At 52.4% G+C, this 14,866-nt stretch carries 12 protein-coding genes; 4 read left to right on the top strand and 8 right to left on the bottom strand.

Translation table 11 applies throughout. The features are described from left to right. Window position 1 precedes the first annotated feature (1 nt). Window positions 2-748, bottom strand: coding sequence for an SDR family oxidoreductase (locus tag GY634_RS00340; RefSeq protein WP_166406600.1), 747 nt, complete (start codon window positions 746-748; stop codon window positions 2-4). Between the two features lie 203 nt (window positions 749-951). Between GY634_RS00340 and GY634_RS00335 the strand changes: the two genes are divergently transcribed. After that, window positions 952-1,797 (top strand): IclR family transcriptional regulator, encoded by an 846-nt coding sequence (locus GY634_RS00335; protein WP_166406599.1) that lies wholly within the window; start codon window positions 952-954, stop codon window positions 1,795-1,797. Here the strand turns inward: GY634_RS00335 and glcF are convergent. The 5 genes from glcF to pgi form a co-directional block, all read right to left on the bottom strand. Then, the gene (gene glcF, locus GY634_RS00330) at window positions 1,764-3,041 is read right to left on the bottom strand and encodes a glycolate oxidase subunit GlcF (protein WP_166406598.1); all 1,278 of its coding nucleotides are present in this window, start codon (window positions 3,039-3,041) and stop codon (window positions 1,764-1,766) included. The genes GY634_RS00335 and glcF overlap by 34 nt on opposite strands. Next, on the bottom strand, window positions 3,041-3,181 hold the full coding sequence (locus GY634_RS17200; RefSeq protein WP_242683564.1) for an FAD-linked oxidase C-terminal domain-containing protein: 141 nt from the start codon (window positions 3,179-3,181) through the stop codon (window positions 3,041-3,043). Before GY634_RS17200 ends, glcF begins: the two co-directional genes overlap by 1 nt. Next, on the bottom strand, window positions 3,157-4,119 hold the full coding sequence (gene glcE, locus GY634_RS00325) for a glycolate oxidase subunit GlcE (protein ID WP_242683563.1): 963 nt from the start codon (window positions 4,117-4,119) through the stop codon (window positions 3,157-3,159). Before glcE ends, GY634_RS17200 begins: the two co-directional genes overlap by 25 nt. A gap of 26 nt (window positions 4,120-4,145) precedes the next feature. Continuing rightward, complete coding sequence (locus tag GY634_RS00320; protein WP_166406597.1) at window positions 4,146-5,651, bottom strand: FAD-linked oxidase C-terminal domain-containing protein; 1,506 nt, start codon at window positions 5,649-5,651, stop codon at window positions 4,146-4,148. A 203-nt stretch (window positions 5,652-5,854) separates the two neighbouring features. Beyond that, window positions 5,855-7,429 carry a glucose-6-phosphate isomerase gene (pgi, locus tag GY634_RS00315; protein WP_242683562.1) on the bottom strand — a complete coding sequence of 525 codons (1,575 nt, stop codon included), beginning with the start codon at window positions 7,427-7,429 and terminating at the stop codon, window positions 5,855-5,857. A 198-nt stretch (window positions 7,430-7,627) separates the two neighbouring features. On the opposite strand from pgi, the gene GY634_RS00310 reads away from it, so the two are divergent. The 3 genes from GY634_RS00310 (at window position 7,628) to GY634_RS00300 (ending at window position 11,222) form a co-directional block, all read left to right on the top strand. Continuing rightward, entirely contained in the window at window positions 7,628-8,704 is a 1,077-nt protein-coding gene (locus GY634_RS00310) for a tartrate dehydrogenase (RefSeq protein ID WP_166406596.1), read from the top strand. 78 nt (window positions 8,705-8,782) lie between these two features. Then, the gene (locus GY634_RS00305) at window positions 8,783-10,558 is read left to right on the top strand and encodes a sensor histidine kinase (protein ID WP_166406595.1); all 1,776 of its coding nucleotides are present in this window, start codon (window positions 8,783-8,785) and stop codon (window positions 10,556-10,558) included. Beyond that, window positions 10,551-11,222, top strand: coding sequence for a response regulator transcription factor (locus GY634_RS00300; protein ID WP_166406594.1), 672 nt, complete (start codon window positions 10,551-10,553; stop codon window positions 11,220-11,222). The genes GY634_RS00305 and GY634_RS00300 overlap by 8 nt, the downstream gene beginning before the upstream one ends. A gap of 23 nt (window positions 11,223-11,245) precedes the next feature. Here the strand turns inward: GY634_RS00300 and GY634_RS00295 are convergent, their stop codons facing one another. Both GY634_RS00295 and GY634_RS00290 read right to left on the bottom strand, forming a co-directional pair. Further along, the gene (locus tag GY634_RS00295; protein ID WP_242683561.1) at window positions 11,246-11,617 is read right to left on the bottom strand and encodes a DUF4168 domain-containing protein; all 372 of its coding nucleotides are present in this window, start codon (window positions 11,615-11,617) and stop codon (window positions 11,246-11,248) included. Between the two features lie 156 nt (window positions 11,618-11,773). Further along, window positions 11,774-14,857: a molybdopterin dinucleotide binding domain-containing protein gene (locus GY634_RS00290; protein ID WP_166406593.1), complete on the bottom strand. Its 3,084-nt coding sequence runs from the start codon at window positions 14,855-14,857 to the stop codon at window positions 11,774-11,776. Window positions 14,858-14,866: the final 9 nt, after the last annotated feature.

Here is a 14,866-nt window from a genome sequence, read left to right as displayed (position 1 = left end):
ACTAGTTAGACCAACCACCGTCGATCACCATGTTGGTGCCGGTCGTAAAACGGGATTCATCAGAAGCCAAATAAATGGCCATGGCTGCAATTTCTTCAGGACGGCCGAGTCTACCGACTGGCTGACGGGAAATGAAGGCTTTTTCCACGGCATCTGTGCTGCTGTTCAAGTTCGATGCCTGTGTCGCAATGCGCTCACGCAGGGAAGGGGATTCAATTGTGCCGGGGCAAATACTATTACAACGCACGCCTTGGGTAACGAAATCTGCTGCTACGGACTTGGTCAACCCAATCACCGCTGCTTTGCTCGTCCCGTACACACAACGTGTAGGCACCCCTTTGATGCTGGATGCCGCCGACGCCACGTTAATAATCGAACCGTTGCCACGCTCAAGCATGCCGGGCAGTACAGCACGGATCGTGTGATACATAGATTTCACATTCAGATCCATGGAGCGTTCCCACGCTGCTTCATCACACTCCAAAATGGAGCCATGATGTACATAGCCTGCGCAATTAAACAGCACGTCCACCGGGCCTAACGTTGCAATAAACGCTGCCACCGCTTTACCGTCCGTCACATCCAGTTTAGCAACGGTTGCACCCTGCAAGTCGGCCAATAAGGCTGGGTTAATATCAGTAGCGATCACTTTCGCGCCTTCTGCTAAAAAGGCCTCAGCCGTCGCACGGCCTATACCTTGTCCAGCAGCGGTAATAAGTGCCACTTTATTTTCTAAACGACCTTTCATCGCTGCGCATCCTTTGTGCGAAAAATCGCAATAATCCTCAAAGGGTTATTGCATACGTTGTGTAATACTTCACGGCATACGTTACGGTATTTGAAAGCTGTTCTTATTAGTGAAATCCCTAAGCCATTACCTCCCTAATTCAAAAGGCCGCTTTTTTTACTTGCATGTAAAATGAAAAACTCACATATAAAATAAAAATGACTATGACCACGCCCGCTCCCACCAAAAAAACAGCCAGCGCAGACGCCCGCTACAGCGCCCCAGCCTTGGAAAAAGGTTTGGATATTCTGGAAGTATTAAGTAAGACCCCACAGGGGTACACGCTCAATGAGCTCAGTCAGGTATTGGGGCGCAGCGTAAATGAAATTTTCCGCATGGTCAGCACCTTGCACCAGCGCAACTACATACACATCAACGACCGTGATCGCTACGCCTTAACGCTGAAACTTTTCACGTTGGCGCACGAGCAAGAGCCCATCAAATCGCTGATTAAAGAGGCACTACCCCTGCTGGCCGAGCTGTCAGAACGCAGCATGCAATCCAGCCACTTGGCGCTGTATCAAAATGGTAGGGTGATGATTACGGCACAAAATGACAGCCCAGAACGCTGGTCATTTGGGTTGAAAACCGGTGCACAAATAGGGTTAACCGACACCTCGTCGGGGCACGTGTTACTCGCGTTTGCCGACGATTTGGCACGCGCACGTATGTTGAACCATCATGTCAGAATTGATGGTGAGATCGCGCACGAACCCGAAGCGCTGACCAAAATACTGAACGCTGTGCGCCAACAAGGCTATGCCACCATGCCCAGCATTCAGATTCAGGGCGTAACCAACATTGCTATGCCCGTGTTTGGGGTAGCGGGCAAAATCCATGCAGCCATTAACGTGCCGCATATTGCCCGCATCGACGGTTTACGTCGCCCCAATGTAGAACAGATCATCACCATACTGCGTGATATCACACTGCGCTTAGGTCTGCGTATAGGCTACATACCTAGCGTAGATGGCCCTCATGCAGTGACCGCATCGGCCACTAAAGACTGACGGCCCGACACGCGTATTACCTCGTCTACCAACTCTATCCAGTGCTGAATAGGAATAGGCGACTTGGCTGCCAAGTGACCATAACAGCCCACGTTGGCAGTCACGATCATATCGGGTGAGTTAATCTGTAGTGACTCCAACTTGTTAGTACGCAGTTGCTCGGACAGTTCTGGTTGCAGCACCGAGTACGTACCGGCAGAACCACAACACAAGTGACCATCACGCACTGCTACAGGGTTAAAGCCAAAGGCTTTCAGCAAGGACGAAATAGAACCTTTGTTTTGCAGGGCGTGCTGGAAGCTACATGGCTCTTGCACGGCAATTTTCAAAGGTTGTGCGGTTTGCGGCAACAATTCGGCATCCAACAACGCCAATTCGTCTTGCACCACACGGCTAATGTCGCGCGCCATACCCGATACCGTACGGGCTTTGTCGGCGTATTGCGCATCGTTCGCCAATAAATCGCCGTAATGCTCTAGCTGCACCCCGCACCCACTGGCGGTACTGATGATGGCATCGGCTTGCTGCCCAGAAATCATGGGCCACCACGCATCAATATTGCGTCGTGCTTGCTCTTGCGCACCTTCTAAGTCATTCATGTGGTGTTTAATCGCACCACAGCAGCCTGCTTTTTCTATACGTACTAAGGTGATACCCATGGCATCTAACACACGTATAGCCGCGATGTTCGTTTGCGGCGTCAGCGTAGGTTGTACACAGCCATCCAACAGCAGCATTTTGCGCTGATGCACACGGGTAGGCAGCGGCAACGACTCCGCCTTACGCTCGGGTAACAACTCTTGCAAGCTTTCGGTTAGCAATGGGCGCACTTTGTAGCCCACGGCGGCCACTTTAGAAAACACAGCGGGGTTAGAGGCCAATTCCTTCAAGCCCCAACGCACCACTTTGTCTTTCATGGGGCGTTCTACTTTGGTTTCCAGAACGCGTCGGCCCACTTCCACCAATTCGCTGTAACGCACACCTGAAGGACAGGTGGTTTCACAGGCGCGGCAAGTTAAGCAATGATCCAAGTGTTCCATGGTAATGCCGGTTACGGTCTTACCTTCGAACATCTCTTTCATCATGTAGATACGCCCACGTGGGCCATCTAGCTCGTTACCCAGCAATTGGTAAGTAGGGCAGGTGGCATTACAGAAACCACAGTGCACACACTTCGCAATCACCTCTTTGGCTTTTTCCCCTTCAGGGGTGCCAATAAACTCTTCTGCCAATACGGTTTGCATTACAGAACTCCCGTATAAAGACGACCTGGGTTCAATACACCGGCAGGGTCAAACGCTTTTTTCAATCGCTGCTGCAAGCGCAACATAGGCTCAGGCAAAGGATGGAAGGCCGACGTTACTGCACCTTGTGCGCGAAACACGTTCGCCGTACCACCCACTTTGCTGACTTGTGCACGTACTTCTGCTTCGCTAGCGGTGCTGAACTGCCAGCGCAACGCGCCGCCCCATTCCACCAATACATCTGCACCACTGTCGATGACAGGCGTGGTGCTAGGCACCGACAAACGCCACAAATGGCCCGCGTTTTGACGCTGGAACCACTGGTGCTGCTGCTCACGAATGTGTGTCCACAGTTCTGCGGCTTCTGCCTCAGACAACTCGTCACCACCAATGCGTTTTTACCCGCCAGTAGCGCTTCTGGCGCACCACTTAAACGGATGTACGCTTGATCGTTAAACCATGCTGTCGCAGAAATTGCTACAGGCTGACCACCCAAGGTATTGAACAAGTCCAGTGCCTTGTCTTGTGTCAGGTTCAAGCGCAAGGTTAGGGTGCGCTCAGGTATAGGCAAGACTTTGATAGACAGCTCGTCAATCACGCCTAAGCTACCGAAGCTGCCAGCGATCACGCGCGACACATCGTAGCCCGCCACGTTTTTCATCACTTGGCCGCCAAAACTTAAGTGTTGACCTAAACCATCCACAATCTTTACGCCCAACACAAAGTCTTTCAGACCACCTGCGTTAGCGCGACGTGGGCCCGACAAGCCCGCGGCAATACAACCCGCTATCGTGGCTTCTGGCCCAAAATGAGGCGGCTCAAACGCCAAGCACTGGTTACGTTCGGCAAGCATTGCTTCAACCTCGCTTAACCGTGTGCCGCCTTTCACTACCATCACTAACTCAGACGGCTCGTAGTCCACTACGCCTTGGTTTGCGCGCAGGTCTAGTACCTGCCCTTGGGCTTGTGGACCGTAAAAATTTTTACTACCTGAACCACACAACTGCAAGGGTGTGTGATTGGCTGTGGCCTGTGCAAGTTGTTCCTGCCAGTCCTTAATAAGATGCGTTGTCGTCATAATTACGTATCACTCCGGATGGCAAGTTAGAAGCGTGGAATATCGGGGAAGGGCACTTCACCGTGATGCACGTGCATGAAACCCATTTCAGCACAGCGGTTCAAGGTAGGAATATGCTTACCCGGATTCAACAAGCCATCGGGATCAAAAGCCGCTTTTACATCAAAGAAACGCGTGCGCTCTTGATCGCTAAATTGCACACACATTTGGTCGATTTTTTCTACGCCCACGCCGTGCTCACCCGTAATAGAACCACCTAGTTTCACGGAAAGCTCCAGAATGTCGCCCCCAAATGCCATGGCGCGATCTTTTTCTTCGGCAATACTGCCATCAAACAAAATCAGCGGGTGCAAGTTACCGTCGCCCGCGTGAAACACGTTCAAGCAACGCAAGTTGTGTTTTTTCTCTAGCTCTTGCATGGTGACCAGCATCTCTGACAGGCGTTTGCGTGGGATGGTGCCATCCATACAAATATAGTCAGGAGAGATACGACCGGCGGCGGGAAACGCTGCCTTACGACCCGCCCAGAATAGGGCGCGCTCTTCTTCAGACTGCGACACACGAATCTCGGTAGCACCGCTTTCGGTTAATACCGCTTTCATGCGGGCCACTTCAGCCGCCACTTCTTCAGGTGTTCCGTCGGACTCGCACAGCAAAATTGCGGCAGCATCCAAGGGGTAACCGGCTTTCACAAAAGCTTCTACTGCTACCGTTGCGGGCTGATCCATCATTTCCAAACCGGCAGGAATAATACCGGCAGCAATCACGTTAGCTACCGCATCACAGGCTTTAGAAACGTCATCAAAACTAGCCAAAATACACTGCGCTAATTGCGGTGTAGGGGTGAGCTTCACGGTCACTTCAGTGACCACTGCCAACATCCCTTCAGAGCCTGTCATCAACGACAGCAGATCAAAGCCTGGTACATCCAGCGCATGGCTACCAATTTCTAAAATGTCGCCATCAATGGTTACTACGCGCAACTTCAACAAGTTGTGGATAGTTAAGCCGTATTTCAAACAGTGCACACCACCCGCGTTTTCGGCCACGTTACCGCCGATACTACAGGCAATTTGCGACGATGGATCGGGCGCGTAATACAGGCCGTACTGCGCCGCATCTTGCGAGATTTTTAGGTTACGTACCCCTGGCTGCACAATGGCTGTGCGCGCATAAGGGTCGATTTTCAGAATTTTGTTCAGCTTCGCCAAGGACAGCAGCACACCTTGCGGATGCGGCATAGCACCACCCGACAAACCGGTACCTGCACCGCGTGCCACAATAGGCACCCCCATATCCGCACAGACTTTAATTGCCCGCACGACTTCATCTTCGTTGGCAGGCATTACCACCAACAAAGGCATATTACGAATCAGCGTAAAACCGTCGCACTCGTAAGGCTTCAGTTGTTCTTGGGTGTGCAAAACGGCGTCAGCAGAAGTCGCTTTTTGCAATGCGGCAATCAGTGCATCCCTGTCCACAGGGTCAAACTGATATTCCGCATAAAGAGTGTGTTCATGAAGGTCAGACATAAGGCCCCTGTCAGCAATCCATGTACAAATGGATCAGATGTGCGGCCGCTAAGGTCGTAGGCGCAATTGCCATCACGGGGTAGATACCGCACATTTGGTAAAGTGGTAAGACCATTTAATGGTAGCCCATCTATACCTAGGCGCATAGCGGCATAAACCCTAAGAGCACATACCTTCAGTACAAACTGTCTGTCTATTTTTGATTAATCGCGGCTATCTGCTTGCCTAAATTGCTCTACCCAATAGGTAGTAGACGCATCGTGGTGGGTAGCCTCTACACTAGGGCGTTGCAGTTCGCCCAAGATGCCAGCGGCTAATTTTTTACCGTACTCCACACCCCATTGGTCAAAGGGGTTAATGCCCCAAATCAGGCCTTGTACAAACACCTTGTGTTCGTAGGCTGCTAACAACGCACCTAAGCTATACGGGGTTAAATGTGGCAACACAATCAAGGTATTAGGACGGCCGCCTTTGTGTACACGGTGTTTAGCCAGCCACGAGGCTTCTTCGGCTTCCAATCCGCCAGACAAGCACTCTTGCAGGGCTTGTTCATAACTTTTGCCACGCAGCATGGCTTCGCGCTGCGCTAAGCAATGCGCCAATAACGTTTGATGGTGTGTAGGCCAACTGTGATCGGCATGTTGGCACACGATGAAGTCTACCGGTGCACCATCACTGCCTTGGTGTAACCACTGGAAGAACGTGTGTTGCGCATCCGTGCCTGGCATACCCCATACAGCAGGGCCAGTAGGCACCGTGACGAACTCACCATTTAAATCTACCGATTTCCCCAGCGACTCCATTTCCAACTGCTGTATATAAGACACCAAATGTCCTAAGCGGAAATCATAGGGAGCCACGTTTAACGACCCGTAGCCCAGCACACTGCGATTCACCACGCCTGCTAACGCCATTTGCACGGGAATATTCTGCTCAATGGGAGCCTCGGCAAAGTGCTTGTCCATCGCTGCCGCACCCGCCAACATACCCGCTACCACGTCGCTGCTGACTGCCATCGCGGTAGTCAGGTTCACCGCAGACCACAGCGAAAAACGGCCGCCTACCCAATCCCAAAAACTGAAAATATTGTGTTCAGGAATGCCCCATTCTTGGGCGCGATCTGGACGTGCCGTAATCGCCACTACGTTGCTATAGGGGTCGGGCACATCTGCCGCTTTTAGCCATTCTAGGGCACGCGATGCGTTTTCCAGTGTTTCTACCGTGGTGAAGGACTTACTCGCCACCACGATTAAGGTGTCCATAGGGTTTAAGTCAGACAACGCACCAGCAATCGCGTGACCATCAATGTTGGCCACAAATCGCACCGTACGCCACTGCTTACAGTACCCAAACGCGCTCACACTTAACCGTACGCCCCAGTCACTGCCACCAATACCAATGTGCACAATATTGCGCCAGCGACGTGCAATATCTGCCGTACGGATAAAAGCATTTAAGCGTTCGCGTTCAGTGGTGATTTCGTCTTTAGGTGCAGCCGGTGCGCGCAGAGCGGTATGCCATGCAGCACGCCCCTCTGTCACATTACTGATACCTCCGCCCAGTAATACGTCCCGTTGCTGTTCAAACTGCCTATCCGCCAACAACGTTTTGGCCGCGGCCTCTAGCTCGGGTGAATACACCTGACCACTAAAATCAGCATGCAAGCCCGCAGCCCGTATACAGCGTACGGAATCCAGCTGCACAGAGGCTTGTACAGCCGCGTCTGCAAAGTGTTGCCAAGAGTCTAGTTGCGTGAGAGGAGGAACAGGATAGTGCACGTTGGGGTTCTTCTTAAAGGATCACTCAAACCATCAGGGTCGCAACATCCAGACCCAATTTTTGATTATACCCTCAAGCTTTCATCAAGACTGCTGTACACCTAGTGAACAGGCTGTTCAACGCGCAACCTTTAGCGATTTCAAGCGCTATACTGGCTTTCATTTCTAACAATACTAAAGCCTCTACAGAGACAAACTATGCGCATTCATAAAATTGCCGTGATCGCCGGTGACGGTATAGGTAAAGAAGTTATGCCCGAAGGGCTGCGAGTGGTACAAGCCGCCGCACAACAACATGGCATTCAACTGGAATTTGAACACCTAGACTGGTCTAGCGCCGAATACTACCAAGAGCATGGCACGATGCTGCCCGATAATTGGTTTGAACACTTAGCCCCCTTTGATGCCATTTACTTTGGCGCGGTAGGCTGGCCCGATGTGATCCCTGACCACATTTCGCTATGGGGTTCCTTGCTGCAATTCCGTAGAGGCTTTGACCAATACATCAACTTGCGTCCTGTGCGCTTGATGCCAGGCGTACCCTGCCCATTGGCAAACAAGCAGCCAGGCGACATTGATTTCCTCGTCGTGCGCGAAAACACCGAAGGGGAATACACCAACTTGGGTGGCCGTATTTTTGAAGGCACCGATCGCGAAGTCGTGATTCAAGAGTCCGTTTTCACCCGCACTGGTGTAGACCGTGTGCTGGACTACGCGTTTAAAGTCGCGAGCAGCCGCCCCGCTAAACACTTAAGCGCCGCCACAAAGTCCAACGGCTTAGCTATCAGCATGCCGTACTGGGATGAACGCGTGGCTGCACGTGCCGCCGATTACCCTGATGTACGTTGGGACAAACATCACATCGACATCATGGCCGCCCGCTTTGTGTTGAAGCCAGAACAATTTGACGTGGTGGTAGCCTCTAACTTGTTTGGCGACATTTTGTCTGACTTGGGCCCAGCATGTACCGGGACTATTGGTTTGGCACCTTCTGCCAACTTAAACCCCGAGCGTAAATTCCCCTCCTTGTTTGAGCCTGTACACGGTTCCGCCCCCGATATTTATGGCAAAAACATTGCCAACCCCATCGGCATGATTTGGTCTGGTGCGATGATGCTGGACTTCTTAGGCGATAGCCAAGGCGAATACCGCGCCGCACACGATGCCATTTTGTCGGCGATTGAACACACTTTAGAAAATGGTCCGCGCACGCCAGATCTGGGCGGCTCAGCGAGCACCACGGAAGTAGGCGAAGCCATCTGCCAACAGCTGTAATTGGGGTTAGTCGTAAGTTTTGCAGGGTGCCACGATGCGCTAACATAGAAAGTCTATGCGCTCTGGCTTCCCTGTCTTATGACCGTTTTTTTGTCCCGATGTGTGGGCTTGTGTCTGACCCTAGGCTTATTACTAGGCTATGTGTCAGATAGCCTTGCCGTGCCGCTGCAAGATGTACGCATAGGCGTTTTAGCGTACCGCGATCAAGACGCTACAGATGCCACGTGGCAATCCACCATTGAGCACCTCAATAAAGCACTACCCGAATACCATTTCGTCCTAAAGCAGGGCGATCATCAAACGCTACAACATGCCATTGAAAATGGTGATGTGGATTTTATTCTGACCAACCCAGGTCATTATGTATCGCTGGAAACCCTATTGGGAGCCAGCCGTATTGCCACCTTAGAACAATACGGGCGACCTTCTGCCGAAAACACACTGGGCACTACGGTGATTGCCCGCGCTGATCGTAACGACCTCAGCACCTTATCTGATCTAAAAAAACAAAAGCTTGCTACCACCTCGCCCGAGGGTTTCACCAGTTACCAAGTGATATGGCGTGAGCTGGAAGCGCTAGGTTTAAAACCCGACGCCGACTTACAGCTGTTATACACCGGCTTACCCATGGATAACGTGTGGCAAGCGGTAGAAAACGGCAAGGCCGATGCGGGTGCCATACGTGGCTGCTTATTGGAAACGCTGCCCAACTGGCAAGAACGCTTCAAGGTCATTTCCCCCCAACCCACCACCACGCTGGGCTGTGCGGTATCGTCGCGGCTATACCCCAACTGGCCGTTGGCTTCGCTGCGTTACACCAACCCCGGCTTAGCGCGCGCAGTGGCCGTTGCCCTGCTGCAAATGCCGCCAGACAAACAAGGCGTATCGTGGGCCGTTCCCGCCGATTACCAGTCCGTACACGAGCTATTTAAAGAATTAAAAATCGGGCCTTACCAATACCTGCGCGAGCCCACCTTACAGCATTTGGCCGAGCGCTATTGGCCCGTACTCGCCATTGCACTGCTGATTTTAGTAGGGTGGGTGATCTACACCGTGCGCGTAGAGTACCTCATCCAAAAACGCACGCTGCTGCTGCAAAACGCGCTTAAAGAAGGCGAAGCCATGCGTGAGCGTATGCAGGCTAGCCAAGAACAAGCTGACCATTTATCCCGCCTGTCTATTTTGGGCGAACTGTCAGCCAATCTGGCGCACGAACTCAATCAGCCTTTAGCCGGCATCATTAACTATGGGCAAAGCTTGTTACGCCGCCAAGCCAATGGCCGCTTAGACCCCAATGCGTTAAACCAAGCTGCCAGTGAAATCGTCACCCAAGCCGAAACGGCCGCTGGCATTTTGGGGCGTGTGCGCTCCTTTGCCCGTAAGCGCCCTCCGGTGCGCGAACACCGCCCCATCATACGGTTGGTACAAGATTCCTTAGACTTGTTCAGCAATATGCTGTCTACCCCGCCCACCATTTTGCTGGATGCCCAACTGCCGCCTGAAACCTGCATACAAGCCGACCCATTACAAATACAGCAAGTCTTACTGAACCTGCTGAAAAACGGTTTGGATGCCATGCAAGATTTACCCCCAGAGCAGCGCTTATTGCAGGTGAAAGTCACCATGCAAGACTCGCTGGTTTCTATCTCTGTACGCGACTGGGGGCACGGTTTACAGAATGACACGATTCAACACGTGTTTGACGCGTTTTATACGACCAAAGAGAATGGGCTAGGTCTGGGCCTCGCCATATGCGTTGGTATAGCCGAAGCACATGGCGGCCAACTGACAGCCAGCACACCCGAACAGGGCTCTGGCATGATCTTTACGTTATTATTACCCGCACATGACTGATAAAGAATCCACCATCAAAGAATCCACGATTTACCTTATCGATGACGACGATGCCTTTCGCCGCTCTCTGGTATTTCTCTTAGAGTCCGTAGGCTGGAATGTGCGCGACTTCAACAGCGCCATCACCTTCATGGAAGAGCACGAAGACGTGCCGGCTGATTTAGGCTGTTTAGTCTTGGATATACGTATGCCGGTGATGAGCGGCCTGCATTTGCAGCAGCGCTTGCACAGTCGTGGCTGGTCTATTCCCATTATTTTCATCACCGGGCATGGCGACGTAGAACTCGCCGTACAAGCCATGAAAAGCGGTGCCTGTGACTTCATGGAAAAACCGTTCAGGGATCAAGCCTTACTGGATGCGGTAGAAAATGCCGTGCGCCAAGGCGGCCACTTACGCCGTACTTCGGAACGCCGTGCGGCTGCACAAGAAGCGCTGTCCCACTTATCGCAACGTGAATATGAAGTAGCCCGCTTACTGGCATTAGGCCAACCTAACAAGTTAGTGGCACGCAGTTTGGGCATCAGTGAAAAAACGGTGCATGTGCACCGTCAACGTATTATGGATAAGGCATCGGTCAGCAGTGCAGCGGAACTTGCCCACTTAATGCTGCTGACCGACCCAGATTTATTAGATCAGATTATGCCCCCGGTCGCTGAAGACTAAGGCGCAAATGTAAGACCCGTAGGTTACTTAACCATGGCCTCTACGCGAGAGCGTAGTGCTGGATCTTGCTGTATGGCCAAGCTGATGCCGTTATATTCATCCAGCTCCATACCTTTGCCTTTGACCACATTGACCAGACGTTGATCAGCCTCTACAACAATAGCTTGGCGCTCCTCATCGGTCTTGGCTGCAGAAAAACGAGTCTGATACGGCTCGGCTTCTTTCACCACGACTTTGTAAATATCCGCGTAACGCTGCAATTGGGCGTCAGAAGGCTGGACCACCGGGATGGCTGTACCAGTTGCAGCAGGTGAGCCCTGTGCCATGGCGTACGGGCTGAATAGTCCAAATGCAATCGCAGCCGCTGCCAAGAATGCTTTCAGGGTTTGTGCCATGTGAACCTCCTCATCAATGTCCGTGAGTAACCATCATGACAAGCCTGAGTGTGCCTTACAAGTAACCTAGTGTGTAAACCTGTATCGGGATGCCATGTGTGACTTACTGTCGCATAAAACGGGGCTGCATTGCAACCCCGTTTATGTCCCAAAACGTTAAGCGTTAAGTAATCGTCCGGGCAAACCGTTACGCACCGCGGCACCCGATACGGAATCTACCCATGGTGATCGGCTAGCACGGGTAGGATCCACAATACCTAAATCGTTAATGTTCACCCCAGCCGCCAAGTCCGAGCGATCGGGCTGCGCCGCCCCACCAATGGTATGACTACGCGCACCCAACTCACGGTGACCATAACCGTGCTCTACACCGATCACGCCACGCATCACACCGGCATGCACCAACACCGTACACGGCATCACGCCACCGGGGGTTTCCAAACGTGCGCTATCGCCCGTTTGTAAGCCCAGTTTCGCTGCATCATCCGGGTGTACCACCACAGGGTTATGCGGGTGTAAGCCCGTAATACGCGTCGCAATACTGTACGAGTTTTGCAGTGCCGATTTATAGCTCACCAACAGCAGTGGCCATTCTTCTTGGCTGTAGACTGAGCGCATAGGCGTATCGTCTAAGAACGCTGGTGCTTTCCATGTCGCACAGCCCGAAAAATGCTTACCGGTCATGGCATTACGAGCACCGCCTACGTGTTCGCTCCATACCCACAACGGGTCGCTAAAGCGGTGGCGTTGCCAGTCGTCGTTGTCAGAATCTTGCGCTGCACTCGGCGGCTCATAACGACCACCACGGCTATATAACAAGGCCACTTTGCGGATTTCATCGTCTTTCAAGGACGCTTTCATCGCCGGCATGAGGCGATCTACACCTGACATGGCAATGTCGTCGTCAGTCGCATCACCTACTGCTTTACCGCCTAGGTACGCAATGTTAGCTGCGCCACGTAAGAACCAGTCCTCAGCACGCTCTAGCGGTACCGCGTTGCCGTCTTTATCGCGCAAGCCTTCAGGGCCAAAGCCGGGCAAGTCCATGGCTTTCGCCAGCGCCATCACAAAGCTTTCCATACAGATGGGCTGACCATCAGCAGTTTTGGCTTGTTTAGGCTCAATAACTGGCCAGCGTGCGGTCATCATCTTCGTAGGCACACCGTTCCACGCCGAGGTCCAACCCCAGCTTTCGTACATCATGGAGTCCGGCACGATGTAGTCAGCAAAAGCGTTACTTTCGTTGATCAGACCATCAATGGACACAATCAAAGGCAATTTTTTGGGGTCAGCCAAATCTTCACCAAAACGCTCGCGCAGACCAGGTACACCGTACAAGGGGTTAGCCATCCACATAATCATGGCTTTTAAGCTATAGGGATAGCCGTGGAAGGTACTGGCAAACCATTCGGTCGCCAAACCCGGAGCACTAGGGAACCAACCATCTTGTGCGGGATACGCCTGACCTTGTTCTTTTTTCTGTTTGAACTCAGCAGTGCGCTCGTAAGGAATGTTACGACCCAGAGGAATACCTTTAGGCTGAATCTTCCCGTCAAAATTCACCAAGTCGTAACGCGGGCCGGGAGACATATCGCGGTAGCCACCACCGTTCATGACGTAGCCACCTTTCCAGTTCAGGTTACCAATCAAGGCATTCAGTGTGGCCACCGAGAACGCATTGTAGAAACCCGCACCCGACATCATGCCACCGTGTGCTGTGGCACAGGCCTTACGGCCATGGCTGGAAAACTCGTCTGCCAAACCAGCGATCACATCTGCATCAATGCCGCAGTCTTCTGCATAGGTCTCTAGGTCTGTAGAGAACACCTCGGACTTCAACAGCTCGTACGCCGTACTAATTTGCAGCGGTTTTCCAGCCGCCTCTACCGTAGTTTGCACTTCTAACAGTGCAGACTCTTGCATGTTTTTCACTGGCACCATTTCGCCAGCGGCATTCATCACCAAATACGGATCATCATCACCAAAGGCTTCCGCACCGCCTATATCCATACCAATGTTAGAGCCGCGCAAGTAGCGACCGTAACGCGGGTGGTTAGGCTCAGTAATCACCAACCAACTGGATGTCGTAAAGGAGGGTTCGCCATTGGCTTTTGCCACCTCGATACTAGGGTTAGACAAGTACGCTTTATTAACGCGGTCGTTTTCCATCAACCAGCGCATCATACCCAACACCAACGCCCCATCGGTACCGGGACGAATAGGTACCCAACGGCCTTGGTCACCAGCTGCACGGTTGTCTGAGTTGTTCAATACGGGGTCTACCACCACGTATTCCAAACGGCCTGCGGCACGGCCTTGTGCCAACATACCGCCCGTACGTTTAAAGGGGTTACCCGCGTTACCCGGTGCAGTACCGATAAAGATCACGAACTCCGCATGTGCCAAGTCTGGTTTAGCGTGAGGCATACCACGGTGATCACCAAACAACGCACCTGAACCTGAACGCCATGAACCACCACAGTACGAACCGTGACCCACATAGTTCAGGGTGCCGTAGGCATTTTGCCAGAAGCGACGGGCCAAGAAATCTCGACCATCGTTCACACTAACGATGTGACCCACTTGGTTCACTTTGGCACCCAATGCAGGGTTATTAGGATCAATAGGCGTTTCCAGATCACGCAAGGCGCGCAAGCCATCTACGTGGCCTTCACCAAATAAGTCTCCGCCCTCTACAACTTCTTGCACCAGTTGTTCAAACGAAATCGCTTCCCACTGACCACTGTTACGTGGCCCCACACGTTTCATGGGGGTCAACACGCGGAAGGGCGAGTTAATTTGATCCAGCGCAGCATTACCACGGCCACAGGCGGTAGAACGCCCAGCCAGCCCTTTATCTTTAAAGCGCGACAACCCTACCAAGCTGTCTTTAAAGCTCACATCCATAGGCAGGTGTGGCTCGGTAGACAGAGGGTTATACGGGTTACCGGTAACACGAATCACATCACCTGTACGCTTGTCTACGCGCACACGCACACCACACAACGTGGTGCAGCCCAAACAGCCGGTGTAGCTCACTTGCTGGTTAGGGTTCAGGCGCACTTCACCTGTTTTTTGGTCAACAATGTATTCAGGCTCGGCAGAATGCCCGTGCAAACGTTTTTCACCAGTGGGTTTACCCAAAACGCTGTCGGCCATACGCCTCAATGTTTGGGAAAAACCCGCTACAAAAGCAACCAGACCACCCGCCGCAATGAGTTCACGTCGTTCTATTTTCATGTTCGTACT

The sequence above is a fragment of the Paenalcaligenes suwonensis genome, assembly GCF_011290505.1.
GTDB classification, from domain to species: Bacteria; Pseudomonadota; Gammaproteobacteria; order Burkholderiales; family Burkholderiaceae_B; genus Paenalcaligenes; species Paenalcaligenes suwonensis.
Note: the sequence above shows the minus strand (reverse complement) of the source record. Positions and strands in the feature narration are given on the sequence as shown.